Origin of the sequence: Bradyrhizobium sp. (assembly GCF_047605465.1) — a bacterium.
In the GTDB taxonomy this organism is placed as follows: Bacteria; Pseudomonadota; Alphaproteobacteria; order Rhizobiales; family Xanthobacteraceae; genus Bradyrhizobium.
Genome location: NZ_JASGFS010000046.1, coordinates 18120 through 44598, shown reverse-complemented (window position 1 = coordinate 44598; position 26479 = coordinate 18120). Strand labels below are relative to the sequence as shown.

At 66.5% G+C, this 26479-nt stretch carries 22 protein-coding genes; 10 read left to right on the top strand and 12 right to left on the bottom strand.

The window, feature by feature from the left end; genetic code table 11:
* Positions 1-55 precede the first annotated feature (55 nt).
* The 3 genes from QM712_RS26390 to QM712_RS26380 all read left to right on the top strand — a co-directional run bounded on the left by QM712_RS26390 (position 56) and on the right by QM712_RS26380 (position 2680).
* Complete coding sequence (locus QM712_RS26390; RefSeq protein WP_415026084.1) at positions 56-1063, top strand: polyprenyl synthetase family protein; 1008 nt, start codon at positions 56-58, stop codon at positions 1061-1063.
* Positions 1064-1165: 102 nt separating this feature from the next.
* A complete protein-coding gene (locus tag QM712_RS26385; protein ID WP_415026093.1) occupies positions 1166-1798 on the top strand; it encodes a LysE family translocator in 633 nt (210 codons plus the stop codon).
* A gap of 15 nt (positions 1799-1813) precedes the next feature.
* Positions 1814-2680: an alpha/beta fold hydrolase gene (locus tag QM712_RS26380; RefSeq protein ID WP_415026083.1), complete on the top strand. Its 867-nt coding sequence runs from the start codon at positions 1814-1816 to the stop codon at positions 2678-2680.
* Here the strand turns inward: QM712_RS26380 and QM712_RS26375 are convergent.
* A complete protein-coding gene (locus tag QM712_RS26375) occupies positions 2677-3573 on the bottom strand; it encodes a LysR family transcriptional regulator (protein WP_415026082.1) in 897 nt (298 codons plus the stop codon). The genes QM712_RS26380 and QM712_RS26375 overlap by 4 nt on opposite strands.
* Positions 3574-3671: 98 nt before the next feature.
* Between QM712_RS26375 and QM712_RS26370 the strand changes: the two genes are divergently transcribed.
* Positions 3672-4607, top strand: a complete 936-nt coding sequence (locus tag QM712_RS26370) for an AEC family transporter (RefSeq protein ID WP_415026081.1) — start codon at positions 3672-3674, stop codon at positions 4605-4607.
* Positions 4608-4669: 62 nt separating this feature from the next.
* Here QM712_RS26370 and QM712_RS26365 read toward each other — a convergent pair whose 3' ends face one another.
* The 3 genes from QM712_RS26365 to QM712_RS26355 form a co-directional block, all read right to left on the bottom strand.
* On the bottom strand, positions 4670-5554 hold the full coding sequence (locus tag QM712_RS26365; RefSeq protein ID WP_415026080.1) for a 4-(cytidine 5'-diphospho)-2-C-methyl-D-erythritol kinase: 885 nt from the start codon (positions 5552-5554) through the stop codon (positions 4670-4672).
* A gap of 25 nt (positions 5555-5579) precedes the next feature.
* Positions 5580-7376 carry a tetratricopeptide repeat protein gene (locus QM712_RS26360; protein WP_415026079.1) on the bottom strand — a complete coding sequence of 599 codons (1797 nt, stop codon included), beginning with the start codon at positions 7374-7376 and terminating at the stop codon, positions 5580-5582.
* A gap of 298 nt (positions 7377-7674) precedes the next feature.
* Complete coding sequence (locus QM712_RS26355) at positions 7675-9336, bottom strand: electron transfer flavoprotein-ubiquinone oxidoreductase (RefSeq protein WP_415026078.1); 1662 nt, start codon at positions 9334-9336, stop codon at positions 7675-7677.
* A 135-nt stretch (positions 9337-9471) separates the two neighbouring features.
* Between QM712_RS26355 and QM712_RS26350 the strand changes: the two genes are divergently transcribed.
* Positions 9472-10287, top strand: a complete 816-nt coding sequence (locus QM712_RS26350) for a uracil-DNA glycosylase (protein WP_415026077.1) — start codon at positions 9472-9474, stop codon at positions 10285-10287.
* 122 nt (positions 10288-10409) lie between these two features.
* Here the strand turns inward: QM712_RS26350 and QM712_RS26345 are convergent, their stop codons facing one another.
* From QM712_RS26345 to QM712_RS26330, 4 genes are all read right to left on the bottom strand, one after another.
* A complete protein-coding gene (locus tag QM712_RS26345) occupies positions 10410-11918 on the bottom strand; it encodes a glycosyltransferase family 39 protein (RefSeq protein WP_415026076.1) in 1509 nt (502 codons plus the stop codon).
* 210 nt (positions 11919-12128) lie between these two features.
* A complete protein-coding gene (locus QM712_RS26340; protein ID WP_415026075.1) occupies positions 12129-12956 on the bottom strand; it encodes a ribonuclease HII in 828 nt (275 codons plus the stop codon).
* A 74-nt stretch (positions 12957-13030) separates the two neighbouring features.
* The gene (locus QM712_RS26335) at positions 13031-13483 is read right to left on the bottom strand and encodes a VOC family protein (protein WP_415026074.1); all 453 of its coding nucleotides are present in this window, start codon (positions 13481-13483) and stop codon (positions 13031-13033) included.
* A gap of 23 nt (positions 13484-13506) precedes the next feature.
* The gene (locus QM712_RS26330) at positions 13507-14670 is read right to left on the bottom strand and encodes a PA0069 family radical SAM protein (RefSeq protein WP_415026073.1); all 1164 of its coding nucleotides are present in this window, start codon (positions 14668-14670) and stop codon (positions 13507-13509) included.
* 210 nt (positions 14671-14880) lie between these two features.
* Between QM712_RS26330 and QM712_RS26325 the strand changes: the two genes are divergently transcribed.
* The gene (locus tag QM712_RS26325) at positions 14881-17268 is read left to right on the top strand and encodes a phosphoketolase (RefSeq protein ID WP_415026072.1); all 2388 of its coding nucleotides are present in this window, start codon (positions 14881-14883) and stop codon (positions 17266-17268) included.
* A gap of 4 nt (positions 17269-17272) precedes the next feature.
* Positions 17273-18472, top strand: coding sequence for an acetate/propionate family kinase (locus tag QM712_RS26320; protein WP_415026071.1), 1200 nt, complete (start codon positions 17273-17275; stop codon positions 18470-18472).
* 77 nt (positions 18473-18549) lie between these two features.
* Here QM712_RS26320 and QM712_RS26315 read toward each other — a convergent pair whose 3' ends face one another.
* Positions 18550-19389 (bottom strand): RMD1 family protein, encoded by an 840-nt coding sequence (locus QM712_RS26315; protein ID WP_415026070.1) that lies wholly within the window; start codon positions 19387-19389, stop codon positions 18550-18552.
* 275 nt (positions 19390-19664) lie between these two features.
* Here QM712_RS26315 and QM712_RS26310 point away from each other — a divergent pair, with 275 nt between their 5' ends.
* Complete coding sequence (locus QM712_RS26310; protein ID WP_415026069.1) at positions 19665-20240, top strand: glycosyl transferase; 576 nt, start codon at positions 19665-19667, stop codon at positions 20238-20240.
* A 62-nt stretch (positions 20241-20302) separates the two neighbouring features.
* Positions 20303-21253, top strand: coding sequence for a bifunctional helix-turn-helix transcriptional regulator/GNAT family N-acetyltransferase (locus QM712_RS26305; protein WP_415026068.1), 951 nt, complete (start codon positions 20303-20305; stop codon positions 21251-21253).
* 90 nt (positions 21254-21343) lie between these two features.
* On the opposite strand, the gene moaB is transcribed toward QM712_RS26305, so the two are convergent.
* Positions 21344-21907: a molybdenum cofactor biosynthesis protein B gene (gene moaB / locus QM712_RS26300; RefSeq protein ID WP_415026067.1), complete on the bottom strand. Its 564-nt coding sequence runs from the start codon at positions 21905-21907 to the stop codon at positions 21344-21346.
* A 136-nt stretch (positions 21908-22043) separates the two neighbouring features.
* Positions 22044-22988 (bottom strand): neutral zinc metallopeptidase, encoded by a 945-nt coding sequence (locus QM712_RS26295; RefSeq protein ID WP_415026066.1) that lies wholly within the window; start codon positions 22986-22988, stop codon positions 22044-22046.
* Between the two features lie 402 nt (positions 22989-23390).
* Between QM712_RS26295 and QM712_RS26290 the strand changes: the two genes are divergently transcribed.
* On the top strand, positions 23391-24521 hold the full coding sequence (locus tag QM712_RS26290; RefSeq protein ID WP_415026065.1) for a site-specific DNA-methyltransferase: 1131 nt from the start codon (positions 23391-23393) through the stop codon (positions 24519-24521).
* A 164-nt stretch (positions 24522-24685) separates the two neighbouring features.
* Here QM712_RS26290 and QM712_RS26285 read toward each other — a convergent pair whose 3' ends face one another.
* Positions 24686-26341, bottom strand: a complete 1656-nt coding sequence (locus QM712_RS26285; RefSeq protein ID WP_415026064.1) for an EF-hand domain-containing protein — start codon at positions 26339-26341, stop codon at positions 24686-24688.
* Positions 26342-26479: the final 138 nt, after the last annotated feature.

The following is a 26479-nucleotide window of genomic DNA, read 5'->3' as shown; positions in this document are numbered from 1 at the left end:
TTTCTATTGTATTTGCATCAGAATAGCCCTTCCGGGGCAAATATTGGAGACCGGCGTGGCCGTCATCGTACCTTTCGAAACCCCCGGCGCGTCGATCGAAGAGCTGGTTGGCCTTGTCGCTGCGGACATGGAGCGCGTCAACGCGACGATTCTGTCGCGGACGGGCTCCGATGTGACCATGATCCCCGAGGTCGCCAATCACCTCATCTCCTCGGGCGGAAAGCGCCTGCGGCCGATGCTGACGCTGGCGATGGCCAATCTCGCCGGCTACACCGGCGACGGCCACATCAAGCTCGCCGCGTCCGTCGAGTTCATGCACACCGCGACTCTGCTCCATGACGACGTCGTCGACGAGAGCGAGATGCGACGCGGCAAGCTGTCGGCGCGCATGCTCTGGGGCAATGAGGCGAGCGTGCTGGTCGGCGACTTCCTGCTGGGCCAGGCCTTCCGGATGATGGTCGAGGTCGGCTCGCTCCGCGCGCTCGACATCCTTTCGGCCGCCGCCGCCACCATCGCCGAGGGCGAGGTGATGCAGCTTGCGGCCGCCAAGAACACCGCAACCACCGAGGACGAATATCTCGCCGTGATCCGCGGCAAGACCGCCGAGCTGTTTGCCGCCGCCTGCGAGGTCGGCCCCGTGATCGCCAACCGTCCGAAGGCCGAGCAGACCGCCTGCCGTTCGGTCGGCATGAATCTCGGCATCGCCTTCCAGCTCGTCGACGACGTGCTCGACTATGGCGGCAAGAGCGCCAAGCTCGGCAAGAACACCGGCGACGATTTCCGCGAGGGCAAGATCACGTTGCCCGTCGTGTTCGCGTTCCGCCGCGGCAACGACACCGAGCGCGCGTTCTGGATCCGCGCGCTGGAGCGCGGCGAAATCGGCGATACCGACCTCGATCACGCCATCGGCCTGATGAACAAGCACCGCGCGCTGGAAGACACGCTCAGCCGCGCTCACCACTACGGCGCCATGGCGGTCGACGCGCTCGCGCTGTTCCCGCCCTCTCCGATGAAGAGCGCGCTGGAGCAGGTCGTGGCGTTCTGCCTGGCGAGATCGCACTAGGCCGCGTGTCGAGACCCTGAACGCCGCGTCGTCCGCTGCGTCGCTCCGGGCGCAGCACGCGGGGCGTGAACCCAACACGGCAAGGACGGATCGACGCGCGTGATCAGCGAAACGAATTTCTGGCTGTTCCTGGCCGCCGCCGTCCTCATCGCCGCCATTCCCGGCCCGGGCATTTTCTATGTCGCGGCACGAACGCTGTCGGACGGGCGTCGAAGCGGTTTCGCATCGACCGCCGGCACCGCGCTCGGCGGCCTCGTCCATGTCGTCGCCGGTAGCCTCGGCATGTCGGCGATCATCCTGGCCAGCGCCGAACTCTTCGCCGCGGTCAAGTTCGTCGGCGCGCTGTATCTCGTCTGGCTCGGCATCCGCACCTTCCGCAGCGCCGGTCGTATGCATGCGATCGAGAGCAATACGGTCGGCGGACGGCGCGCGTTCCGCGACGGCGTGCTGGTCGAAGCGCTCAATCCCAAGACCGCCGCGTTCTTCCTGGCCTTCATTCCGCAGTTTCTCGACCCGGCCGCATCGCGCCCGATCCTGCAGTTCATCGTGCTTGGCACGGTCTCGGTGATCCTGAATACGCTCGCCGACGTCGCCGTGGTGCTGATGGCGTCCGCGACCCGCGCGCAGCTGATCGGCCAGCCGCATCTGATGCGGCGCCTCACGCAAGGCTCCGGCGTCTTCATCGCGGGCCTCGGCCTATCGCTTGCATTGGCGCGGCGGCCGGTGAACGGGTAAGCGGATCGCAGCACCATGCTCACCCCGCAAAGCCGCACCTTCGAGTCTCACGGGCTGCGGCTGCACTATGCCGACTGGGGCAACGAGGGGGCGCCTGCCCTGATCCTGGTCCATGGCGGCCGCGATCATTGCCGAAGCTGGGACGTCATCGCACGGTCGTTGCAGCCGCATTTTCACGTGCTCGCGCCCGATTTGCGCGGACATGGCGATTCCGACTGGACCAGGGGCGGCAGCTACGCTCTGACGGAGTATGTGTACGATCTGGCGCAACTCGTGCGCATGATCGCCGCGCGCGAGATCACCCTCATCGGCCATTCGATGGGCGGGATGGTGAGCCTGATCTTTTCGGGAGCATTCCCCGAGCAGGTGTCGCGGCTGGTCGTCCTCGACGGTGTGACGGTGCTGCCGGACGCGCCCAGGCCGCCGACACATGAACGCATCACCAAATGGATCGGTCAGCTCGACAGGCTGCACGACCGCACACCACGCCGCTATCGCACGATCGAGGACGCGGCGGCGCAGATGGTGCTTCACAACAAGCGGCTGTCCCGCGACCTCGCGCTGCATCTTGCAACGCACGGCACGCGGCGGAACGAGGACGGCACCTATAGCTGGAAATTCGATCCCTATCAGCGCACCAATGCGCCGCACCGGCTCTGGTCCGACGATCACGTCGCGCTGTGGTCGCGCATCACCTGCCCGACATTGCTGCTGAATGCGGGCGAGAGCTTCCTCGCGGGCGGCAAGGCGGCAGGCCTGGAGCGCTATTTTCAGCAGGCCCGCGTCGAGACCGTCGCCGGCGCCGGTCACTGGCTGCAGCATGACAAGCCGCAAGAGGTGCTGGACGCGATCCGGCGCTTTCTCGGACTGGCAGACGATTAGTCCGTGGCGGCGGCGACGATGTCGCTGCGGGCCTCGGCGAGAAACGGCGACAGCGCCGGATTGAGATTGCCGGGCCGCCAGGCGACCACGTGCTCGATGATCGGCGCATGTTCGAGATCGCGAAACACCAGGTTCGCGATGCCGAGCTTCGCCATCGACTGCGGCACCAGGGCGATGCCGAGATTTTCCGCGACCAGGCTGACGATCGTCTGCTGAAGCTCGACCTCGAGCCTGAATGTCGGTTCGAAGCCGCCGGAACGGCAATACCCCGCGATCGACTGCCGCAATCGCGGCGCGACCTCGACCGGCGCAGCGATGAAGGCTTCGCCATTGAGTTGCTCGGGCGAGATCACCCCATGCTCCGCCAACGGGTGGCTGGCGTGCACCGCGAGGCTGAGCGGCTCGCGGTAGATCACCTGCGTCGCCAGGCCGCGTACGGGGCCGGGATCGAACAGGATCGCCGCGTCGAAACGTCCGGTCAGCACGGCGTCGGCAAGGATGCCCGGGATCACCTCGCGGAGTTCGACGCGCACGGCGGGGTGGCTCGCCATGTAACGCCGCGTCAGGCCCGGCAGGATGGTGTAGGCCGCATGCATCATGAAGCCGACCGAGAGTTCGCCCAGTTCGCCGCGCTCGGCCATCCGCGCATTCTGGCAGGCCTGGTCGAAGCTGATCAGCACCGCCCGCGAATCCTCCAGGAACCGCCGGCCGGCGGGGGTCAGCGTCGCTCGCCGCGATTGCCGGTCGAACAGGCGGACGCCGAGTTCCTTCTCCAGGGCCGCGACCTGCCGGCTCAGGGGTGGCTGGCTGATATGGAGGCGCTCGGCCGCACGGCCGAAATGAAGGGTCTCAGCCACCGCCACGAAATAGCGCATCTGTCTGATGTCGATCATTTTGATACCGAAAAGGCATGAAGCAGCGCAGCAATCAGTATTGGATGATATCAATCCGGCTGGATAGGCCTGAGTTGCAATTCAAAGTCAGGTTTCCGATGCTTTCCACCCTTGCGGCCGTCCTGCCCATTTTCGCCCTCATCTTCGCCGGCTGGCTGGCCCGCCGGATCGGCGTCCTAGGCCCCCACGCCACGACCGAACTCAACCGTTTCGTCGTGTATCTCGCGCTTCCGGCGCTTCTGTTCGACATCGTCGCGCACGCGCAATGGGCCGACGTCTGGCAGCCCCGTTTCATCGCCGCGTTCGGCATCGGTGCGGCGCTGGTGTTCTGCCTGACCATCGCCGTCCGCCTGCGCCGCCCGCGGCATCTCGCCGACGCCGCGATCGACGCCCTGAACGCGGGCTATGCCAACACCGGCTTCGTCGGCTTCCCGCTCGCGCTCGCCGCGCTCGGCCGCGAGGCGCTCGCGCCGACACTGATCGCGACCATCATCACGGTCTGCGTGCTGTTTGCGATTGCCATCGTGCTGATCGAAACGGGGCTTCAAACCGAGAAGCGGCGCCGGCATCTCGTCGCCAAGGTCGGCGGCTCGCTGCTGCGCAATCCGCTGCTCGTCGCGCCCGTTCTGGCCGCGATCGTGCCGATCGCCGGCCTCGGCGTTCCAGCCCCCGTCGAAAGCTTCCTGAAACTCCTGGGCGGCGCCGCCTCGCCCTGCGCGCTCGTCGCGCTCGGACTTTTCCTCGCGACAAAGCGTGACAGCGCGGAAACGAATGTCGGCTCCGCGGCGCTGCTCGTCGGTTTCAAGCTCGTGCTTCAACCCGCCGTCACCTGGGTGATGGCGACCGCGGTGTTCGGCCTGTCGCCGCTGCTCACGCATGTCGCGGTGCTGCTGGCCGCGCTGCCGACCGGCACGGGTCCGTTCATGCTGGCGGAGTTCTACAAGCGCGAGGCGGTGATGACGTCGAACGTGATCCTCGCATCGACGATCACGTCGATCCTGACCATCAGCGGGTATCTCGCTCTGGCGAAATGACCTGACGGAGCGCCGATGAAGCGCAGCGTCATCGGCCGCGCGTATCCTCGTCGGGAGATAGTCTAGCTCAACGTGCCCGCATGCACCCACCAGCCGGGGTGATCGCGCCGGATCGCTTCGGCCGCCGCATGGGCCTCGGCCGGCGCGCCATAGATCGCAAAACACGTCGCGCCCGAGCCGGACATGCGGGCGAGCTTGACGCCGCCGGATTTCCGCAGGGCTCCCAGCACGTCGCCGATCACCGGCTCGATCCGCAGCGCAGGCGCTTCGAGGTCGTTGGCGACGGTCTCGAGGACATCGACCCAATCGGTGATGGAGGCGCCCTCCTCCGGCCACGCCGGAGCTTCGAGGACGTCCGTGGCGCCGACCAGCAGTTCGCCGTTGCGCAGGCCGAGCGCCTGGAACACGTCCTTGGTCGCCACCGGCACGCGCGGATTGACCATGACGCAAGGCATGCTCGGCAGCTTGAGCGGCAGCAATTGCTCGCCGACCCCCGTCATGTCGCAGGCGCGCGAGAGCAGACACACCGGCACGTCGGCACCGGTCGCGAGCGCGACCTGCTGCAGGCGCGGGTCGTCGAGCGGAAGATCGTTGAGGCGCGCCAGCAGCCGCAACGCCGCCGCGGCGTCCGCCGAGCCACCGCCGATGCCGGCGGCAACGGGAAGCACCTTGTCGAGCGCGAACGCACCCAGCTTCAGATTCGGTACCGTTTCTGCCAGCAGCCTGGCCGCCTTGAAGACGAGGTTGTCGGCGGCATCCCCGCAAGCCGCGGCCAGCGGCCCGGTCGTGACGAGCCGGAGTTCGCCGCCCGGCTCCAGCGTGAGCCGGTCGGCGCAGTCGGCGAACGCGACGACGCTTTCGAGATCATGGTAGCCGTCGGCGCGACGGCCGACCACGCGAAGGCTCAGATTGACCTTCGCCCGTCCTTCTTCAATCAACGCCGGCATTGGCGAGCAACCCCCAAACGCACCCTCAACCGCCCTTGCCGTCGTCCTTCTTCTTCTCGGCCTGCGCCGCCGAAGAGTTCGAATTGTCGTCGGTGAGGCCGTTGGCGATCTTGGCCTCGATCTTCGGCAGGTCATCCGGCTCGGGCTTGAGATCGCGCGCATGCGACCACTGGAACTTGGCCTCCAGCGTGCGGCCGACGCGCCAATAGGCATCGCCCAGATGGTCGTTGATGGTGGGATCCTCGGGCTTGAGGTCGATCGCGCGCTCGAGGTTCTTCACCGCTTCCTCGTAATTGCCGATGCGGTAATAGGCCCAGCCGAGGGAGTCGACGATGTAGCCGTCATCCGGGCGCTGCTCGACCGCCCGCTTGATCATCTTCATGCCTTCGTCGAGATTGATGCCCTGGTCGATCCAGGAATAGCCGAGATAGTTCAGCACGTGGGGCTGGTCGGGCTGGAGCTCCAGCGCCTTCTTCATGTCGGCTTCCGCCTTGCTCCACTCCTTGGAGCGCTCCTCGCAGATGCCGCGGTAGTAGTACCAGACGCTGTTGGCCTTGTCGTTGCCGGCCGGCAGCGCGTCGATGCCTCGCGAATAGGTCGCGCCGCAATCGCTGAACTTCTTGCGGCCGCGCTCGATGTTGCCGAGCGCCATGATGGCTTCGAGATCCTTCGGATCCTCGCTCACCACGCTCTTGAGGATCTTGATCGACTCGTCGGTGCGGTCGGCGGAATCCAGATCGACGGCGAGCTGGATCTGCGCGTTGCGCTTCAGCGGCGAGGACGCCGGGACACGCTCATAGACCTTGATGGCCATTTGCGGCCGCTTCACGGATTCATAGAGGTCGGCGAGCGAGAGCAGAGCCAGCGGATGGGTCGGCTGGAGATAGAGCGAGAGCTGCAGATAGACCAGCGCGAGATCCTCGCCACCGCGGCGCGTCAGCGTGGCGCCGATGCCGTAGAGCGCTTCGGCCGCGCCGGCCTGCGCGGAATCGACCAGCGGCGGCATCTTCTTGCCGGCCTTGGTGTCGCGCAGCCCTTCCTGGATCAGGGGGTGGCGCGGCAGCTTCTTGTCGAAGGCCTCGTAGATCGCGGTCGCGGCGGCCGCATCCTTGTTGCGCGACAGCCAGCGCGCATAGGCCTCGGAGACGCGCAGCATGGAATCGTCGAGCTTGTAGGCGCGTTCGAACCGGGTGCCGGCGTCCTTCTCCTTGCCGGCGAGTTCGAGGATCATGCCGGTGTGGAGATCCTTGAACAGCGGATACCATTCGGGGCCTGCCAGCTTGTCGATGGAGGCGACGGCCCCCTTGGCATCGCCGGCGCCGTAGGCGGCCCATCCCGACAGCAGCGTCGCGACGAGATCGGTGATCGGACCGCGGATCGACTGATTGATGTTGGTCTGCGCGGTCGCGTACTTCTTGAGCTTCAGATCGTGCACGCCGACCACCAGGCGCGCGACGCGATTGGATTTGTCGACGGCGAGGATGCGCTCGGCGAGCTTGACCGCCTCGTCGATGTCACCGTCGGCGACGGAGGAGATGAAAGCGCGATCGAGCAGCTCGTTGTTCTTGGGGTCGGTGCGCAGGGCCGAGCGGTAGAAGGCGGCGGCCGAGGCAGCGTCGCGCTCGACGCTGGCATGGCGGGCGGCAAGGTAGCTACCGGACGTGGTGAGCGACTTCAGATCGTTTCGGGTCGGAAACTGCGCCGCCGTATCGGACGGATGGTCCGGCGTCTGCGCCAGAACCACGCCGGGGACCGTCGCGATCGACGAGCCCATGAGGGCGATGGCGGCAACAGTCCAGCGGTTGAAACGATTTGAGAACATCAGGGCTCGCCTTGAGTTGGTAGTGCCTGGGTTTGCAGCAGAAGGCCGTCTCGCACGCGAACGCGGCCGGTAGCATCGGGACCCGGAACCGTCGGGTCGGACAATGCCGCTTTTGGCGCTTCGCCGCAAGGATTCGGACCGGGCGATCCCCTCCGCACGCCCCAAACCGGCCAAGAGCGCCCCAAGACGCCGCCACTATGGCCTTATCGTGGCCGCGGCGGGTGGCCGCAGCCCGGTTCTCACGCGAACGTGCGCCAGATCACCTTTTGTGACCTGGCCCGCGCGCGTCGGGACGTTCTTACATCGCCTCGTAGTTCGGGCCGCCACCGCCCTCCGGAGGAACCCAGGTGATGTTGCCGTTGGGGTCCTTCACGTCGCAGGTTTTGCAGTGGACGCAATTCTGCGCGTTGATCTGGTAGCGCGGGCTCGCGCCCTCCTCGACCCACTCGTAGACGCCGGCCGGACAATAGCGATTCGAGGGTCCTGCGAAGACGTCGTGCTCGGACATCTTCTGCAGGTTCATGTCGGCCACCCTGAGATGGATCGGCTGATCCTCCTCGTGATTGGTGTTGGACATGAACACCGACGACAGCTTGTCGAACGAGATCTTGCCGTCCGGCTTCGGATAGTTCTTCGGCGCGTGCTGCTTGGCCGGATCGAGCGTCGAGCGGTCGGGCTTGGCGTGCGACTGGGTGCCGAACAGCGAGCCGCCGAACAGCGTGTTGCACCACATGTCGAAGCCGCCGAGCGCGACGCCGAGCACGGTGCCGAACTTCGACCACAGCGGCTTGACGTTGCGGACCAGGAACAGGTCCTTGCCGACGGACGAAGAACGCCAGGCGTTCTCGTATTCCACGACCTCGTCATTGGCGCGATCGGCGGCAAGCGCGGCCGCGACATGCTCGGCAGCGAGCATGCCGGTGCCCATCGCATTGTGCACGCCCTTGATGCGCGGCACGTTGACGAAGCCAGCCGCGCAGCCGATCAGCGCGCCGCCGGGGAAGCTGAGCCGCGGCACCGACTGATAGCCGCCCTCGGTGATGGCGCGCGCGCCGTAAGCGAGCCGCTTGGCGCCCTCGAACGTGGCGCGGATCGACGGATGGGTCTTGAAGCGCTGGAACTCGTCGAACGGCGACAGGTACGGATCGTCGTAGTTGAGATGCACGACGAAGCCGACGGCAACAAGGTTGTCGTCGTAGTGATAGAGGAACGAGCCGCCGCCGGTCTTCAGGTCGAGCGGCCAGCCGAACGAATGCTGGATCATGCCCTTCTGGTGCTTGGCGGGGTCGATCTGCCAGACTTCCTTCAGGCCGATGCCGAATTTCCCCGGCTCGCTCTTGGAGTCCAGCGCGAACTTCGCGATCAGCTGCTTGGTCAGGCTGCCGCGTGCGCCTTCCGCGAACAACGTGTACTTGCCGAGCAATTCCATGCCGCGGGTGAAGGAGTCCTTCGGCTTGCCGTCACGGCCGATGCCCATGTCGCCAGTCGCGATGCCCTTCACATGGCCCTGCTCGTCGTAGAGCACTTCGGCAGCGGCGAAGCCCGGATAGATCTCGACGCCGAGCGCTTCGGCCTTGCGCGCCAGCCAGCGGCAGACGTTGCCGAGCGAGCCGATATAGCAGTGGTGATTGTTCATCAGCGGCGGCATGACGAAGTTCGGCAGCTTGATCGCGCCGCCAGCGGTCATCCAGTAGAATCGGTCGTCCTTCACCTGCGTCTTCAGCGGGCAGTCGGAGTCCTCGCGCCAATCGGGAATCAGCTTGTCGAGCCCGGCCGGATCGATCACGGCACCGGAGAGGATATGCGCGCCGACCTCGGAGCCTTTCTCCACGACGACGACGTTGAGATCGGCGTTGATCTGCTTCAGCCGGATCGCGGCCGACAGGCCCGAGGGGCCGGCGCCGACGATGACGACGTCGAATTCCATGGATTCGCGCGGGGGAAGTTCTTCGGTGCTCATCTGATCTCAGCCCTTGAGACGGTTCCTTGTCATTTGCGCCCCCTTGTTTCCGATTTTTCCGGGTAGGACAACCACGGAAATGCGTTCCGCTGGGATGCAAGGCGGCCTAAACTGAACTAATAGTCAGACTATCGCATGATCCCTGAACCCGTCCCAACCGTCCGCGAGCTGCTGGCCTTCTATCTGGAGGCCGGTGTCGATTGCGCGCTCACGGAGGAACCGATCGACCGGCTGGCCGAGGCGGACGCGCCGCCTCCGGCCCCGCGTGCAGCACCGCCGGCCGAAATGCCGCGCCCCGTCGCGGCGCCTGCGGTGATGCGCGGCGAGGCCGCGCCTGCCCCCGACATCGCCATCGCCTCGGCGCGCGAGGCCGCGCGCACCGCGCCGACGCTCGAGGCGCTCCGCGAACTGATGCAGGGGTTCGACGGCTGCGCGCTGAAGCACACCGCGACGCGGCTGGTGTTCGCTGACGGCAACCCGCAGGCGCGCATCATGTTCGTCGGCGAGGCGCCCGGCCGCGACGAGGACATCGAGGGGCTTCCCTTTGTCGGACGCTCCGGAAAGCTGCTCGACCGCATGATCGGCGCGATAGGTCTCGACCGCACCACCGCCTACATCGCCAACGTCATTCCGTGGCGGCCGCCCGGTAACCGCACGCCGACGCCGCAGGAAACACAGATCTGCCTGCCCTTCATCCAGCGTCAGATCGAGCTGGTGAACCCCGACGTGCTGGTGACGCTCGGCAATCCCTCGACGCAAACCCTGCTGTCGACGCGCGAGGGCATCATGCGCACGCGCGGACGCTGGTTCGACTACGAGACGGGCGCGCGCACCATTCGCGCACTGCCGACCTTCCACCCGGCCTATCTGCTGCGATCGCCATCCTACAAGCGGCTGGCCTGGCAGGATCTGCGATCGATCGCGAAGGCGTTGGCCGGATTGCCGGCATAGCCGCAAGCGCGCCGTCATTCCGGGACTGCCGAAGCGAGATCCCGGAATCCATCGTGTGGCAGAATTGGTGGATGAATGGCTTCCGGGCTCGCGGCGTTGCCGTGCCCCGGAATGATACCGGCCTACGCCCCCTTCGGACGGACGATGGCCCAGCCGATGCGCAGCAATTGCTGGCGCCCGGTCACGAGCCATTCGAAGGCACGCGGCACTTCCGGCACGATGCCGGGAAACCGCGCCAGAATCTCCGGCGGCGGGGTGCCGGCGGTGTCGGACGCGCGCCACACCACGACGCCGCCGATCTCGCTGAACCGCGCCGGCGTCATCCACGGCGTCCGCGAAGGCTCGGCATCAATGAGCAGGTGCGGACGGCCCGAATGCAGCGCGATCAGGCTCGCGAGCTGCGTCTCGCCGGCGACCGCGCGCAGGGGATGATTGGTGCGCCGGACGAAACTGTCGTCGAAGAAGTCAGAGATCGCGCGCGCCGGCATCGCGGTCGGGATCTCGCTGGTGCCGGTCCATGGCAGGAACAGGCTCGCCAGGACGACGCCGGCGGCGGGAGCGACGATGGCGGCGGCCCAGACCGTGCGCAGCATCCGCGCGCGCCGCATCGCAATCAGATCGCCGGCCGCGACGACCACCGCGAGCCCCGACATCACCAGCACGACCCCGGCGCCGCCGACGACGCCGTCGAACCCGAACAGGCCGGAGATCAGCACCGCACCGAGCGCCGGCGCGAGCGCGAAGAAATAGACGAAGTTGCGGCCGAGCGGCTCGACCGGCGGCCGGTAGATGATCGGCGCCTCCTCGGTCTTGCCGGCCAGCAGGCCGTTGTTGAGAACCGTCAGCGCAGGGATCGCGGCGGCGCCGAGCACGAGGCCGCCGAGCAGCCACGCCGCATGCATCGCGCGGGCGTTCAGCTCCGAAAGCTGCGGCAGTGCCGGCAGCACCAACGTGTCGGCGCGCATCAGCCAGACGGCATAGGGCAGCGCCAGCACCGCGACGACGATCAGCGCGAACAACGGATCGAGCGCGCGCAATGTGCTGCGGCCGCGCGCGGTCGCAACCGCAAAGACGACGATCAGCAACAGCAGAAAGATCGCCGCGGGCGTGGTGAGCAGCAAGAGGCCGGCCTCGATCGACCAAGCGAACCAGGCATTGCCGCGGCGCTGGCCGATGATCTGCCAGGAATGCAGCAGCAGCAGCGCCCACAGCGGCCGCGCCAGCACCAGCGGGCCGAATTCGAGCGCGGGCGAGGAGAACGTCAGCACCGTCATGGTGAGCAGCACGGCGAGCACCGCCTGCTGGGAACCGACCACGGCGCGGGACAGGTGATAGAGCGCGATGAAGGTCGCGATCTCGCACAGCTGGGCGAGGACGTAGACGCCGAACATGTGGCCGCCCGCGGCGCGGTAGGCGATGTCGGCGAGCCAGATCGGCAACGGCGGGCCAAGATCGGTCCCGACTTGATACTCGCGGCCGAAGGCGAGCAGCGTTGCGAGGTTGCCGGGCGGGCTGCGGTAGAACACCAGCGCGACGAACAGCCACATCGCGGCCTGCAGCAGCACGGCGATCCACACGATCAGCCGCGGCCGGGCGCGAATGAGCTCGATGACCAGGGAGGTAAACCGCATGCAACGTCCGAAAGATGCAGCCAACCCGTCAGCCGGCCCTGTTCGCTTACCTCTGTTTTGATAAAGGGCGCCGCGCGTCGTGGCAACCGCGACAGGGCATCATGACCGGGCTTGTCCCGGGCATCCACGTGATTTGGTTTGCAGGCCAGGCTTGGACGGCCGGATCAGGCCGGCCTTGGCGGATCGCGGGAACGCTACAAGACGAACGAGTTAGAGATTCGCCGATGCGTCGATCTCGACGCTCGTCTCCACCTGCAGCTCGACCTCTGTCACGGCAAACAGGTCCTGCACCGGCTCGACCGTCCAGGGCATGTGCTTGGCGCGGGCGGCGGCAACGGGGGCGAAGAAGCTGCGGTGATGAACGGTGGGACCGAGGCGGTTCAGCGCGTCGAGATGTTCCGGAACGCCGTAACCCTTGTGCTGCTCGAAGCCGTAGCCCGGGCAGTCCTGCGCCAATGCGCACATCAGGCGGTCGCGCGTCACCTTGGCGACGATCGAGGCCGCCGCGATCGAAAGCACCAGGCCGTCGCCGCCGATCACGGCCTCGCAGTCGCAGGCGGTATCGAGCTTGTCGCGACCGTCGACGAAGACGTGCCGGGGCGCCTCGGGAAGCGCCACCACGGCGCGCTTCAGCGCCCACAGCGAAGCGCGCAGGATATTGTCGCGATCAATCCGGGAACGCGAGGCGACGGCGACCGAGACCTGCGCGGTCGCGCAGATCTTGTCGAACAGCTTTTCGCGCTCGTCCGCCGAGAGGCGCTTGGAATCGTCGATGCCGCGCGGAATGCGGTCGGGATCGAGGATTACGGCGGCGGCGACCACCGGACCGGCCAGCGGCCCGCGGCCGGCCTCGTCGCAACCCGCGATCGGCCAGACGCCGCGCTTGATCAGCGCCCGCTCACGGCGAAAGCTCGGAGCCACGATGATAGCTCCCTTCTTCGCGCCAGCCTTGCCGGCCGACGGCTTGGCCGCCTTTTTGGAAGCCGCCGTCCTGGGCGCCTTCCCGGCCGGCTTGCTGGCAGACTTGTCCCGAATCATGGCCGGGATCGTGCGCAAGCGGCCCGGCCGGCGCAACCGGGAACCCCGGCCAATTCCCGTTCTTCAAGCCGACCTTACTCGGCCAGATGCACCCGGCGGTCGTCGCCGACATCGATGCCGGGCGCGACCACGACCTCCCAGGGATGGCCGTCGGGGTCGGAGAAATAGCCGGAGTAGCCGCCATAATCGGTGTCGTGGGCCGCCTTCAACAGGACGGCGCCCTTGCCGACCGCGAAGGCCAGCACGGCGTCGACCTCCTCGCGCGTCCGGCAGTTCCACGCCAGCGTCACGCCGCGGAAACCCGAAGACCTCGGTGTGACCGGCAGCGAGGCATCGGCCGCGAGTTGATCCCAAGGATACAGCGCGAGGACAGCACCACCGGTCTCGAAAAACGCAACAGCCTCGCCGGTTGCCTTCAATCTCCGCGCAAAGCCGAGCGCCGCGTAGAAAGCGATGCTGGCGCGGATGTCGCCGACGCCCAGCGTGATGACGGTGAGCCGCGGCACCGGCGGCAATTCCTCACTCATGATACGCCTCGCTGGATCTTCCCTCAGAACAGGCTGAGCTGATCGCCGTTCCGCTTCGGCCTGGCGAAATGATCCGTCGTCAGCTTGGCCCGCCGCTTGTTGAGCCCGAGCCTGTCGCAGGCGATCTCGAAGCGCCGGCCGATGGTCCAGGCCATCGGACCCGTGCCCTTCATCCGCTCGCCCCATTTGGCGTCGTAGTCGCGCCCGCCGCGCATGTCGCGGATCAGCGTGAAGACGTGGCGGTAGCGGTCCGGATAATTCGCCATCAGCCATTCGCGGAAGAGATCGCGCACCTCCAGCGGCAACCGCAGCAGCACGTAGGAGGCTTCCTTGACGCCGGCATGGGCCGCGGCATCGAGGATGCGCTCGATCTCGGAATCGTTCAGCGCGGGGATCACCGGCGCGACCATCACGGTGGTCGGAATGCCGGCATCCGAGAGCTGCTTCAGCGCCTCCAGCCGCTTCGGCGGCGTCGATGCGCGCGGCTCCATGCTGCGCGCGAGCTTCGGATCGAGCGAGGTGACGGATATCGCGACCTTGGCGAGGTTGCGCTTCGCCATCCGCGCCAGGATGTCGATGTCGCGCGCGACCAGCGCGGATTTGGTGACGATGCCGACGGGATGGCCCGCCCGTTCCAGCACCTCGAGAATGCCGCGCATGATCTTTCGCTCGCGCTCGATCGGCTGATACGGATCGGTGTTGGTGCCGATCGCGATCATCCGCGGCTCGTAGCCTGCCGCCGCAAGCTCCTTCTCCAGCAAGGCCGGAGCCTCCGGCTTCACGAACAGCTTCGACTCGAAGTCGAGTCCCGGCGACAGGCCGAGATAGGCGTGGGTGGGCCGTGCGAAGCAATAGACGCAACCGTGCTCGCAGCCACGATAGGGATTGATCGAACGGTCGAAGCCGATATCGGGCGAGTCGTTGCGGGTGATCACCTTGCGCGAGGTGTCGACCGCAACCGTGGTCTTGAACGGCGGCAGCTCTTCCAGGCTCTGCCAGCCGTCGTCGAAGGCAACGCGGGCCTCGGCCTCGTAGCGGCCGCTGGCATTGGATTGTGCGCCCCGCCCTCGCCTGCGCTCGCGGTCGATCGCGACGCCGAGCTCGGGAAAATCGGAAGCCGCACCCGCCGGCTCGGAGGGCGCCGTGACCGGCGGGTGCCTGAGGGCATGAGAGGATGCTCGACTCATGAAGCCAAGATAGCACGCCAACGGAACAAATCAAGAACGAGAACAAAAATCCACAAAACAACCCCATGCACAGTAGAGCTGCCCAAACTTCGCGCGCCCGCTTTTGACCTCACGCAACACGGCCGTCACGACGCTCCCGTTTGATGGCGCAGGGATCGAACACCCTGGAACAGGGTTGATGACGATCGTTCGGTGAAGGTCAGCAACAACATGACAAATCAACAGCAATCAGCCGCCGCGAGCAGCGAGCTCGATCTCCTCGACCGTTACTGGCGCGCCGCGAACTACCTCTCCGTCGGACAGATCTATCTGCTAGACAATCCGCTGCTGCGAGAACCCCTGCGCCCCGAGCACATCAAGCCGCGCCTGCTCGGCCATTGGGGCACGACGCCGGGACTGAACTTCATCTATGCCCATCTCAACCGCGCCATCCGCGCGCTCGACCTCGACGTGATCTATGTCTGCGGTCCCGGCCATGGCGGCCCGGGCATGGTGGCCAACACCTATCTCGAAGGCAGCTACAGCGAGATCTATCCGAATATCGGGCGCGACACCGACGGATTGCGAAAGCTCTTCAGGCAATTCTCCTTTCCCGGCGGCATCCCGAGCCACGCCGCGCCGGAGACGCCAGGCTCGATCCATGAGGGCGGCGAACTCGGCTACGCGCTCGTGCATGCCTATGGCGCCGCCCTCGATAATCCCGATTTGATCGTCGCCTGCGTCGTCGGCGACGGCGAGGCCGAGACCGGCCCGCTCGCGGCCTCCTGGCATTCGAACAAGTTCCTGAACCCCGCCCATGACGGCGCGGTGCTGCCGGTCCTGCATCTCAACGGCTACAAGATCGCGAACCCGACCGTGCTCGGGCGGATGCGCGACGCGGAAATCCGCGACCTCTTCCGCGGGCTCGGCTACGAGCCGCTGTTCGTCGAGGGCGACGATCCCAAGCTGATGCACCGGACCATGGCGGACGCGCTCGACGTCGCGCTCGCCAGCATCCGCTCGATCCAGCAGCACGCCCGCGACGGCCGCAAGACCGTCGAGCGGCCGCGCTGGCCGATGATCGTGCTGCGCAGCCCCAAGGGCTGGACCGGTCCGAAGGAGGTCGACGGCCTCAAGGTCGAGGGCTTCTGGCGCGCCCACCAGGTTCCGGTCGCGAACTGCCGCGAAAATCCGGCGCATCTGAAAATACTGGAAGACTGGATGCGCAGCTACGAGCCGGACAAGCTGTTCGACGCCGGCGGCGCGCTCATTCCCGAACTGCAGGCGCTGGCGCCGGCAGGCGATCGCCGCATGGGCGCCAACCCGCACGCCAATGGCGGACTGTTGAAGAAGGAGCTGAAGCTGCCGGACTTCCGCAGCTTCGCAGTGGACGTGCCGCGGCCCGGCGGCGTCACCGGAGAAGCAACGCGCGAGCTCGGCAAGTTCCTGCGCGACGTCATCCGCCTCAACGCGCAGGAGCGCAATTTCCGCATCATGGGTCCGGACGAGACCGCGTCCAACCGGTTGGATGCGGTGTTCGAGGCCACCGAACGCGTCTGGATGGAGCCGATCGAATCCTACGACGTGCACCTCGCGCAGGACGGGCGCGTGATGGAGGTCCTGAGCGAGCATCTCTGCCAGGGCTGGCTCGAAGGCTATCTGCTCACGGGTCGCCACGGCTTCTTCTCGTGCTACGAGGCCTTCATCCACATCGTGGATTCCATGTTCAACCAGCACGCCAAATGGCTGAAGGTCACGCGGCATCTGCCATGGCGGCGCCCGATCGCCTCGCTGAACTATCTCCTGACCTCACATGTCTGGCGGCAGGATCACAACGGCTTCAGTCATCAGGATCCCGGCTTCGTCGATCTCGTCGCCAACAAGAAGGCCGACATCGTCCGTATCTATTTCCCGCCCGACGCCAACACCCTTTTGTGGATCGCCGACCATTGTCTGCGCACCTACGACCGCATCAACGTGATCGTCGCCGGCAAGCAGCCGTCGCCGCAATGGCTGTCGATGCAGCAGGCCGCCACACATTGCGATGCCGGCATCGGCATCTGGACATGGGCCGGCAGTGAGGATTCCGGCGGCGAGCCCGACGTCGTGATGGCTTGCGCCGGCGACGTGCCGACGCTGGAAACGCTCGCGGCCGTCGATCTCTTGCACAAGGCGCTGCCGGACCTGAAGATCCGCGTCGTCAACGTCGTCGACCTGATGACGCTGCAGCCGAAGGAGCAGCATCCGCATGGCCTGTCCGATCGCGACTTCGATAGCCTCTTCACGCGCGACAAGCCCGTGATCTTCGCCTATCACGGCTATCCCTATCTGATCCATCGGCTGACCTACAACCGCACCAACCATGCCGGCATGCATGTGCGCGGCTTCGCCGAGGAAGGCACCACGACGACGCCGTTCGACATGGTCGTGCTCAACGAACTCGACCGCTATCACCTCGCGATCGAGGCGATCGAGCGCGTACCCGGGCTTGCAGCCAGGGCCGCGCACGTCAAACAGCAATTCCGCGACGCGCTGATCGAGCATTCGCGCTACGTGCGCGAGCATGGCGAGGACATGCCGGTCGTGCGCGACTGGGTCTGGCCGGGCAAGACGGAGTGACGTCATGCCGGCGCCAGAGGCGGTTCTCGTTCTCAACTCGGGATCGTCGAGCATCAAGTTCGGCTTGTTCGACATCGCGGCAGCCGACCCCGTCCTGCTCTGCAAGGGCCTGCTCGACGAGCACGAGGCGCAGCCGCGCCTCGTGGCCAGGAGCCCGTCGGGCGCGACGTTGTTCGAGAAGCAGAGGACGGGATCGGACCAGGACAGCCGCCACCTGTTCGCCGACGTGCTGGCCTTCATCGCGGATCATTTCCGCGAACATCGCCTGCGCGCCGTCGGCCATCGCGTGGTCCATGGCGGCCCCGACTATTCCGGCCCGGTCGAACTGACCGAGGCCGTCGAGGCAAGGCTGGAGGACCTGACACCGCTGGCGCCGCTGCACCAGCCGCGCTGCCTCGCGCCGTTCCGCATCATCAAGGCGATGCAGCCGACGCTGACGCAGATCGCGTGCTTCGACACGGCCTTCCATCACGGCTTCGCACCGCCTGCGAGCCGCTTCGCGATTCCGCGACGATATGAAGAGCGCGGCATCCGGCGCTACGGATTCCACGGGCTCTCGTTCGAATACGTTGCGGGGCGTCTCGCCGAAATCGCGCCGGAGTTCGTCGCGAGGCGCACCGTCATCGCGCATCTCGGCAACGGCGCGAGCCTGTGCGCGCTGCGCGACGGACGCAGCATCGACACCACGATGGGCCTGACCCCGCTCGACGGGCTGGTGATGGGCACCCGCTGCGGCACGATCGATCCCGGCGTCCTGCTCTATCTGCAACAGCACGAGAAGATGCCGGTCGATGATGTCCAGCGTCTGCTCTATCACGAGTCCGGCCTGCTCGGAGTTTCCGGCATCTCCTCCGACATGCGCGCGCTGCTCGCGAGCGGCGAGGCCGCGGCGCGGGACGCGATCGATCTCTTCAGCTTCCGCGCGGCGCAGCAGATCGCGATGATGGCGACCACGCTGGGCGGGCTGGATGGCCTCGTCTTCACCGGCGGCATCGGCGAGCACGCCGGCGAGATCCGCAGCGCGATCGGCGAGCGTCTCGCCTGGCTCGGACTGCGTATCGATTCAGCTGCGAATGGCGAAGCCCGCACGCGCATCGACGACGCCGACAGTGCCGTCGCCGCTTTCGTCATCCCGACCAACGAGGAACTGACGATCGCACGGCATTGCGCGGAGATGCTGCGGGCGAGAGAGCCAATCGCATAGGGCGCCGCTTGGCGGCGCGTCTCGAACCATCGGATCGGACACGCCTTGCGCGGCGAACAGATGAGATCGCCAGGAGCTCAGTGCGTGCCCGACAAGATCTGGACGCAGCCGATCACGACCTCGATCACGATCAGCACCACCACCGCGATCTCGAGGCGGAGTGAACGCTGGGTATCGATGATGTCGGTCAAAGCGTTCGCCGTCTCCGACACCGCCTTGAGCTTCCGCTCCAGCGTGTCGAGACGCTCCTTCAGCTCGTACTCGTCCTCGAGCCGCGCATAGAGCCGGTCGAGCTCCGGCTTCTCCCAGAGCACGTCGGGCTTTTCCGCGACCGCGACGCGCCCGGCGACCCGCTGCTGGACGAGGAGCGCGTTGCCGATGAGCCGCAGGATGTCCTTGCGCCGCCGCGGCGTGCTGCCGCGCTCGGCAAGCTCGCGCGCGAAAGGCTCGATGACGTCGAACACCGCGGCGACACGCCGTTCGTCGCGCGCCAGCGAAGTGCTCTTGGCAAGCGCGTCCGCGATCAGCAGCAGCCGGTCATCGGAGAACTTGGAAAGGCAGATCGGACCGCCCGGCTGGATCACCTCGGCGCTCTCGTCCTTGCAGAGCTGCGCGTGCGCGGTCTCCTCCTCATGGGGGCTGAGTTCGCCGATCACGCGCGACTTCAGGCTGTCGATGAGCACCTTCTCCTCGGACGGGAGCAGGCCGATCAACACCACGACACCGTAGCGGAAGATCACCGTGAGGCCGGCGTGGACGCGAAAGGCGGCGGGCGTCGAGGACACCACCGTCCCGATCTCCAGCCCGGACGGATTGATGCGGTCGCCGAGCATCACCGCACGGATCCGCAAGGTCGGCGGGGCGTCCTGCTTCGGCGAAACTGCCATCGTGCCGAGAGCGAGTTGATCGGCGTTCATTCGAATACCCTGCTCATCACCGCGGAGATTGCATGTTTTTCCCGCATGGCCATGCGAGACCGGCGTCGGGCTCCAATGCCGCGTGGGAGGCGCCTCCTGCCGCCACATGCGACAGATTGTCACCCTGGACCTGATCTGGATGCTGCGAGCCCCCTCAGTTTACCATCGAAGGGTGACGTGCCGGCAAAAAGTTGCGCTCGGCACCGCTGCATGTTTATGACGGCATCAGAGCTACTACGCTTCCGAAGAAGCGCAGATATTTTGAAGTTCCTATCATGCTGAGCGTCATCATCCCGACCGACGGCGTCGAGCAAACAGCGGTCGCAACGCTGGCTGCGCTGGTGCCGGGCGCCGCTGCCGGCATCATCCGGGAGGTTCTCCTGGTGGACGGGACCCGCAACGGTGTCATCGAGCGTGTCGCCGACGTCGCGGGCTGTCGCTTCATCGGCTACGAGGGGTCGACGCAAGGCGCCGCACTGGCCGCCGGCGCGCTGCAGGCCCGTTCGCAATGGCTGCTGTTCCTGCCCGCGGGAGCCGTGCTGGAGACCGGCTGGATCAACGAGACCAGCCAATTCATCCAGGCCGTTTCGGCCAGCGGCCGCGACCGTGCCGCCGTGTTCAGCTATGCACGCTCCCCCTACGCCGATACCAGCTTTCGGGACGTGTTCCGCGCCGTGGCGCGCAAGCTCCTGGGCCCGCAGCCGGATCAGGGCCTCCTGATCGCGCGGGATCATTACGACCGGATCGGCGGATATCCGCCCCAGGCCCGCCGTTCCGAGGCGCGCCTGTTGCGGCGGCTGGGCCGGTCGTCCCGCACGATGCTGCACAGCCGGATCGTCATGGTGGGGTGACATCGCGATTACTTGCCAAAGTCAAATAATTATTTGACAATGGCAATTATCGAGGTCCCGCCATGCCATCAAGCCTTCCCCATCCGACCGACGACGTCGCCGACGACCAGATCCAGGCGGTTCGCGCCTTCAACCGCTTCTACACGCACAAGCTCGGCGTGCTCGACCAGCAGCTCCTGAAGAGCCCGTTCTCGCTGAGCGAGGCGCGCGTGCTCTACGAACTCGCGCATGGCGGCGAACAGCCGGCCAAGGCGATCGGCAACGCGCTCGGGCTCGATCCCGGCTATCTCAGCCGCATCGTGCAGAATTTCGACGAGGGCGGCCTGATCGTGCGCGAACCGCTCGCGAGCGATCGCCGGCAATACCAATTGAGCCTGACCGAGAAGGGCCGGCAGGCGTTCGCAAAGCTCGAACGCGTCACCCGGGACGATGTCGCCGCGATGCTGCGGCCCCTGCCGGTCGAGGAGCGCAGGCGGCTGACCGGCGCGATGGAAACGATCGAAGCACTGCTCGGCATGCCCCGGGCGGCCGCTCCGCGCGCGATCCTGCGCGATCCCCGCCCCGGCGACATGGGCTGGGTGGTGCAGAGCCACGGCGCGCTCTATGCCGGCGAATACGGCTTCGACTCCGGCTTCGAGGCGCTGGTCGCCGAGATCGTCGCCAAATACATGACCTCCTACGACGCCTCGCGCGAGCGCTGCTGGATCGCCGACATCGAGGGACGTCCGGTCGGCTCGGTGTTTCTGGTCAAGGCGAGCGACGACGTCGCCAAGCTGCGCCTGCTGATACTCGATCCCGCCGCGCGTGGTCAGGGCCTCGGCCAGCGCCTGGTCGGCGAATGCATCTCCTTCGCGCGCGCCTGCGGCTATCGACGGATGACGCTGTGGACACAGAGCATTCTCGTCGCCGCGCGCGGCATCTATCAGGGCGCCGGCTTCCAGCTGACCGCCACCGAGCCGCATCGCAGCTTCGGCCAGAACCTGGTCGGGGAGACCTGGGAGCGGGAGCTGTAGCGTCTCGCAGCGCTCGGCATGCGCATGAACGCGCCCTCGCCCCTTGCCCGAGAACAGCGTGCCTCGTGATCGCCGTGCCTCAGCGCACGATCACACCGTCGCGCCCTGCGCCTTCGGCCGCCGCAGATGCTCATCGAGCCGCGGCATGATCTCGACGAAATTGCAGGGGCGCGTGCGGTAATCGAGCTGGGCCGCGAGGATACCGTCCCAGCCGTCGCGGCAGGCGCCGGGCGACCCCGGCAAGCAGAAGATGTAGGTCGCGCCCGCCACGCCCGCGGTGGCGCGGCTCTGGATCGTCGAGGCACCGATCTTGGCGTGGCTCAGCATGTGAAACGCGATGGAGAAGCCGTCCATGCGCTTCTCGAACAGCGGCTCGACCGCCTCCGGCGTGACGTCGCGCCCGGTGAAGCCGGTGCCGCCGGTGGTGATGACGACATCGACACCGCTGTCGGCGATCCAGCGACGGATGATCGCGCGGATCGCTTCGACGTCGTCGGTGACGATGTCGCGCGCGGCGAGCTGGTGACCGGCCGCGGTGAGACGATCGACGAGAGTCTGACCGGATTTGTCATCCGCGAGCACGCGCGTGTCGGAGACGGTGAGCACCGCGATGTTGAGCGGGATGAATTGCTTCGACTCGTCGATGGAGGCCATTGCGCGTCCTCTTGTGTCCCTGCCCCGGAGCGGCGCATCGCAGAGCCGCGCTCCGTTTGCCCGAAGCCGGCGTCGCGGCCCGGGCTCAACGGCGCAGCATCGCATGCTCCGCCGCGTCCGGGCCACGAGGTCTTCGTTACAACGCGCCCGCGCCGAACGTGTTGCAGGCCTGGACCGTGCCCTGCTGGTAGCCGGTCATGAACCACTGCTTGCGTTGCGCCGCCGAGCCGTGCGTGAAGGAATCGGGCACGACGCGTCCGGTGGCCTGGCGCTGCAGCGTATCGTCGCCGATCGCGCTCGCCGTGGTGAGCGCGGCGTCGATGTCGCCCGGTTCGAGGAAGTTCGGACGCTTCTTCGCCTCGCGATTGACCCAGACGCCGGACAGGCAGTCGGCCTGCAGCTCGACCTTGACCTGGAGCGCGTTGGCCTCGGCCTTGCTGCCGGCCTGCTGCTGCAGCCGCGTCACGCGCGGAATGATGCCGAGGAGGTTCTGGATGTGATGGCCGGCCTCGTGGGCGATGATGTAGGCGGTGGTGAAGTTACAGGCCGATTTGCCCGAGCAGCCGCGAAAGCGCGTCTCGACCTCGCGGAAGAAACCGGTGTCGAGGAAGATGGTGCGGTCCGGCGGGCAGTAGAACGGGCCCATCGCCGACTGCGCCATGCCGCAGCGCCCGCCATTGGTGGCGTTGCGGAACAGCACGATCTTGGGACCGGTGTAGGACTGGCCGCTGGCCTGGAAGATCTCGCTCCAGCGATCGTCGATCTCGCCGAGGATGCCGGCGATCATGCTCCCCATCTCGTCGGTCGGAGCGCCGCGCTTGGCCGAGGTGGACGACCGGTCGGTCTGGTAGGTCGGCGCCTGGTTGCCGCCGGTGAGGATCTCGGCGCCGCCGATGAGGATGCGGGGATCGATGCCGAAGGCGTAGCCGATCAGGCCGAGCACGATGACGGTGCCGATGCCGAGCCCGCCGCCGCCCATCGGCAGACCGAAGCCGCCGCCTCCACCGCCGCCGAAGCCGCCACCACCTTCGTCGCGACGATCCTCGATGTCGTCGCTGCGGCGGAAATCATCGTAACGCATGGCGGGCTTCCCTCAGTCCTTGATGGCAGCATCTGGGCACGCAAGAGCGCGAAAACGCAACGCGCAACCGATGTAGAATTTCCATTGCGTTAATCAATATCGCGCTCGGCAAAAATTGCCTAGTGCGACCGCGTCCCGGCGCCTGCAATTTTTTCCAGGATCGAGCAATTTTTTCCGAGGCGATTTTGCAGCCCGCGCGATGCCCGCAGCGCGAAGGATTGCGAAATACACTGCAAAACCCGGCAAACGCGCGCATCGAAGCGTTCGCGCGACGCGATGCGATGGCTGCTCACAAAAGCAGCGGGTTAAGTCGTTTTTTACTTTGCGCCGTCAAGGTAGCGGCCAGTCGGTTGTTTGGTCCCGCGTCGCCGACAGCGTCGCCTGAGTCAGAGTTCTTGAGTCATGGTAGTGTCGCGTCGCGGGGCGTCTGCAAAGGCGCCCCGCACAAACTTTGAGTCCGCTTCGCACAGCATCATCCTCGGCGATTGCGTCGCCGAGATGTCGAAGCTTCAGGCAGGTTCGGTCGACCTCGTGTTCGCCGATCCGCCGTACAATCTCCAGCTCAAGGGCGATCTGAAGCGCCCCGACGAATCCCATGTCGATGCCGTCAACGACGACTGGGACAAGTTCGATTCGTTCGCAGCCTACGACGATTTCACCCGCGCCTGGCTGCTTGCTGCCCGCCGCGCGATGAAGCCGTCGGCGACGATCTGGGTGATCGGCTCCTATCACAACATCTTTCGCGTCGGCGCGATCATGCAGGATCTCGGCTTCTGGCTCCTGAACGACATCGTCTGGCGCAAGTCCAACCCGATGCCGAATTTCCGCGGCCGCCGCTTCACCAACGCGCACGAGACCATGATCTGGGCCGCGCGCGACGAGAAGGCCAAGGGCTACACGTTCAACTACGAAGCGCTGAAGGCGGCCAATGAGGACGTGCAGGCACGTTCGGACTGGCTGATTCCGCTCTGCACCGGCGAGGAGCGCCTCAAGGGCGCCGACGGCAAGAAGGTGCACCCGACGCAGAAGCCGGAAGGCCTGCTCGCGCGCGTGCTGCTGTCGTCGTCCAAGCCCGGCGATCTCGTGATCGATCCGTTCAACGGCACCGGCACCACGGGCGCGGTCGCCAAGCGCCTCGGCCGGTCCTATATCGGCTTCGAGCGCGACAAGACCTATGCCAAGGCGGCGGAAGCCCGCATCGCCGCGGTCGAGCCGCTGCCGGAAGAGAGCCTCGCCCCGTTCATGACCGCGCGCGAAGCTCCCCGCGTCGCCTTCTCCGAGCTGATCGAGCGCGGCATGATCATGCCGGGCACGAAGCTGTTCGATTCCAAGAAGAAGCTCGGGGCGCTGGTGCGCGCCGACGGCGCCATCATGCTCGGCGACAAGGTCGGCTCGATCCACCGCATCGGCGCCGTCGCGCAGGGCGCGCAAGCCTGCAACGGCTGGACCTTCTGGCACGTCGAGACCAAGAAGGGCCTCAGGCTGATCGACGAGCTGCGCGCTGAAATCCGTGCTGGCATGGGGGCGGAGTAGTCCTGCTCCGCCATGTCCGGGGGCCCGCGCGTCGCGCGCCCGTGACGGCGGCGGCCGAAAGCGGCCGCCGATAGAACCAGCATCATCGTATCGCAGGCGGCCCGACCGCCCTTCCCCGCGGCGACGGTCCGAGACCTCGCTGCCCGTGCCGCAGGCGGCACGGCTCAGCGCGTGCGGCAGACGGCGCCTTTGCTCTCGCCGGTGTCTTCCACCACGACGCAGGAATGCCCGGGATCGCCGTCGGGATAGTCCGTTCCCTTCATGATCAGGAAGGTGACGGAATGAGCGCCGTAGAGCCCCGGCGGAAAGCGGATCTTGCGGCGGACGACATATTCGCCGGCACCGTTCTGCGTCGCGGCGCCTGACGCCAGCAACTGCGCGAGGCCGGCTTGCGCAGGCAGCACCTCGTAAGCGCTCACCGGCGCGCTGGCGACGACCTTGTCCGGGGCGATCTCGACGACGCCGCCCGGCCAGTAATTGTACATGTCGTCCCGCGCGCGGCTCGGGCCGACTTCGACGACCGCGCCGCTGCCGTTGCCCACGATGTTGAGCGTGCCACCGTCCTTGCGGATCACCAGCATCCGCTGGGTCGGCTCTTTCGTGGAGTCGATCCTGCCGGACGGGATGTTGTAGGCACCGACCGAATATCTGGTCGCGACGACGTCCGGCGCCTTGCCCGCCGAGAGGCGAACCGTGCCGGCCGCCTGCAGCGACCCGCTGGACGGAGCCTCGCTGAAGTAGCTGAGGCAGTTCGACCTGGCTGGAAACACGACGCGATCACGCGGCACGCCGGTGACGCCGGCCACCGGCGCCTGCTGCGCATTGCCGCCGTTCCGGCCGTTGCTCGAACTCGTCGCCACGACACGTTCGATCCGCTCCACGGCGCCGCTGAACTGCCAGATCGTCGGGCTGTAGCTCGCGATGACCACATAGAGCGGCTCCTCGCCCGGCTCGACATTGATGCGCCCGGCGTGCACCACGGCGTCCTGCGAGCCGATGGTCGCGCTCGACAGCGCCTCGGTCTGGTAGCTGCTGAGAAGCAGGATCCTGGCTTTTTCGGACGCGGCCGGCATCTCGCACCCCGCACGCTCGGCCCGGGTCCGGTAGGCCGTCATCTCCTGCTGCGAGATCGTGCCGTCCTTGTCAGTGTCGATCTTGGCGAACAGCGCCTCGCCGGCGGCCTCGAATTCAGCCAGGGTCAGCACGCCCTTCGATGCACCGTCGATCACCAGAAGCTGGCGTGCGCGCGTCGCCTGCCCGTTCTGAAACCGCCCCGGTGCGCCGGACTTGGTGGCTTCGGCCATGCTGACCTTGCCGTCCTTGTCGGTGTCGAGCGCCATGACGGTCCGCACCATGGTGTCGATCTGCTTGGCCACCATGTCGGCGGGAGAGAGCACCGGCGAGGTCGCTTTCTTGTAGGCCGCGAGCCCGATCTGGCTGCGCAGTTCGTAGGTCATGCTGCGACGGATCTCGTCCTCGGTGACGAACCCGTCGCCGTCCAGATCGTAGCGCAGGACCGTGCTGATGCTGAGGTTTCGGGCCTGGACGCCCTCCATCAACGTGTGCAGATCGATGTCACGCTGCGTGATCTGGCCATCTGCGTCGGCGTCCGACATGACGAACTCGTTGCGCAGGGCTTCCCGGTAGCGCTCGAGCGGCGTTCCGACCTGCAGGCGCTGCAGCAGGATCTGCTCGGCCGTGGGAGGCGGCGGCCCGCTGGGTTCCGTCATGCGCTGCGCGAGCGCGGGCGAGACGATTGCGAGCATGGCAACGCCGGCCATGCCGAGCGAGCCGGATCGGAGTCGTGCGAACGAGAACATGATTCAGTCTCCCAGACAGAAGACCAATAGGAAACGGGTGCAACACCGGCAAGACACCACCTGCTGTTGATCCGGCGCACGGTAAATTCTTGCTTGAGCTCATCATTCCGATTCCATCATGGCGCGGTCACGAAGTCT

Excerpts from the sequence above, each read along its gene's own strand:
- QM712_RS26380 (WP_415026083.1), top strand. The coding sequence starts at position 1,814 with ATGCTCACCCCGCAAAGCCGCACCTTCGAGTCTCACGGGCTGCGGCTG.
- QM712_RS26375 (WP_415026082.1), bottom strand. The coding sequence starts at position 3,573 with ATGATCGACATCAGACAGATGCGCTATTTCGTGGCGGTGGCTGAGACC.
- moaB (WP_415026067.1), bottom strand. The coding sequence starts at position 21,907 with ATGGCCTCCATCGACGAGTCGAAGCAATTCATCCCGCTCAACATCGCG.
- QM712_RS26320 (WP_415026071.1), top strand. The coding sequence starts at position 17,273 with ATGCCGGCGCCAGAGGCGGTTCTCGTTCTCAACTCGGGATCGTCGAGC.
- QM712_RS26370 (WP_415026081.1), top strand. The coding sequence starts at position 3,672 with ATGCTTTCCACCCTTGCGGCCGTCCTGCCCATTTTCGCCCTCATCTTC.
- QM712_RS26315 (WP_415026070.1), bottom strand. The coding sequence starts at position 19,389 with ATGAACGCCGATCAACTCGCTCTCGGCACGATGGCAGTTTCGCCGAAG.
- QM712_RS26330 (WP_415026073.1), bottom strand. The coding sequence starts at position 14,670 with ATGAGTCGAGCATCCTCTCATGCCCTCAGGCACCCGCCGGTCACGGCG.
- QM712_RS26310 (WP_415026069.1), top strand. The coding sequence starts at position 19,665 with ATGCTGAGCGTCATCATCCCGACCGACGGCGTCGAGCAAACAGCGGTC.
- QM712_RS26285 (WP_415026064.1), bottom strand. The coding sequence starts at position 26,341 with ATGTTCTCGTTCGCACGACTCCGATCCGGCTCGCTCGGCATGGCCGGC.
- QM712_RS26350 (WP_415026077.1), top strand. The coding sequence starts at position 9,472 with ATGATCCCTGAACCCGTCCCAACCGTCCGCGAGCTGCTGGCCTTCTAT.
- QM712_RS26295 (WP_415026066.1), bottom strand. The coding sequence starts at position 22,988 with ATGCGTTACGATGATTTCCGCCGCAGCGACGACATCGAGGATCGTCGC.
- QM712_RS26365 (WP_415026080.1), bottom strand. The coding sequence starts at position 5,554 with ATGCCGGCGTTGATTGAAGAAGGACGGGCGAAGGTCAATCTGAGCCTT.
- QM712_RS26345 (WP_415026076.1), bottom strand. The coding sequence starts at position 11,918 with ATGCGGTTTACCTCCCTGGTCATCGAGCTCATTCGCGCCCGGCCGCGG.
- QM712_RS26340 (WP_415026075.1), bottom strand. The coding sequence starts at position 12,956 with ATGATTCGGGACAAGTCTGCCAGCAAGCCGGCCGGGAAGGCGCCCAGG.
- QM712_RS26355 (WP_415026078.1), bottom strand. The coding sequence starts at position 9,336 with ATGAGCACCGAAGAACTTCCCCCGCGCGAATCCATGGAATTCGACGTC.
- QM712_RS26360 (WP_415026079.1), bottom strand. The coding sequence starts at position 7,376 with ATGTTCTCAAATCGTTTCAACCGCTGGACTGTTGCCGCCATCGCCCTC.
- QM712_RS26325 (WP_415026072.1), top strand. The coding sequence starts at position 14,881 with ATGACAAATCAACAGCAATCAGCCGCCGCGAGCAGCGAGCTCGATCTC.
- QM712_RS26290 (WP_415026065.1), top strand. The coding sequence starts at position 23,391 with ATGGTAGTGTCGCGTCGCGGGGCGTCTGCAAAGGCGCCCCGCACAAAC.
- QM712_RS26335 (WP_415026074.1), bottom strand. The coding sequence starts at position 13,483 with ATGAGTGAGGAATTGCCGCCGGTGCCGCGGCTCACCGTCATCACGCTG.
- QM712_RS26305 (WP_415026068.1), top strand. The coding sequence starts at position 20,303 with ATGCCATCAAGCCTTCCCCATCCGACCGACGACGTCGCCGACGACCAG.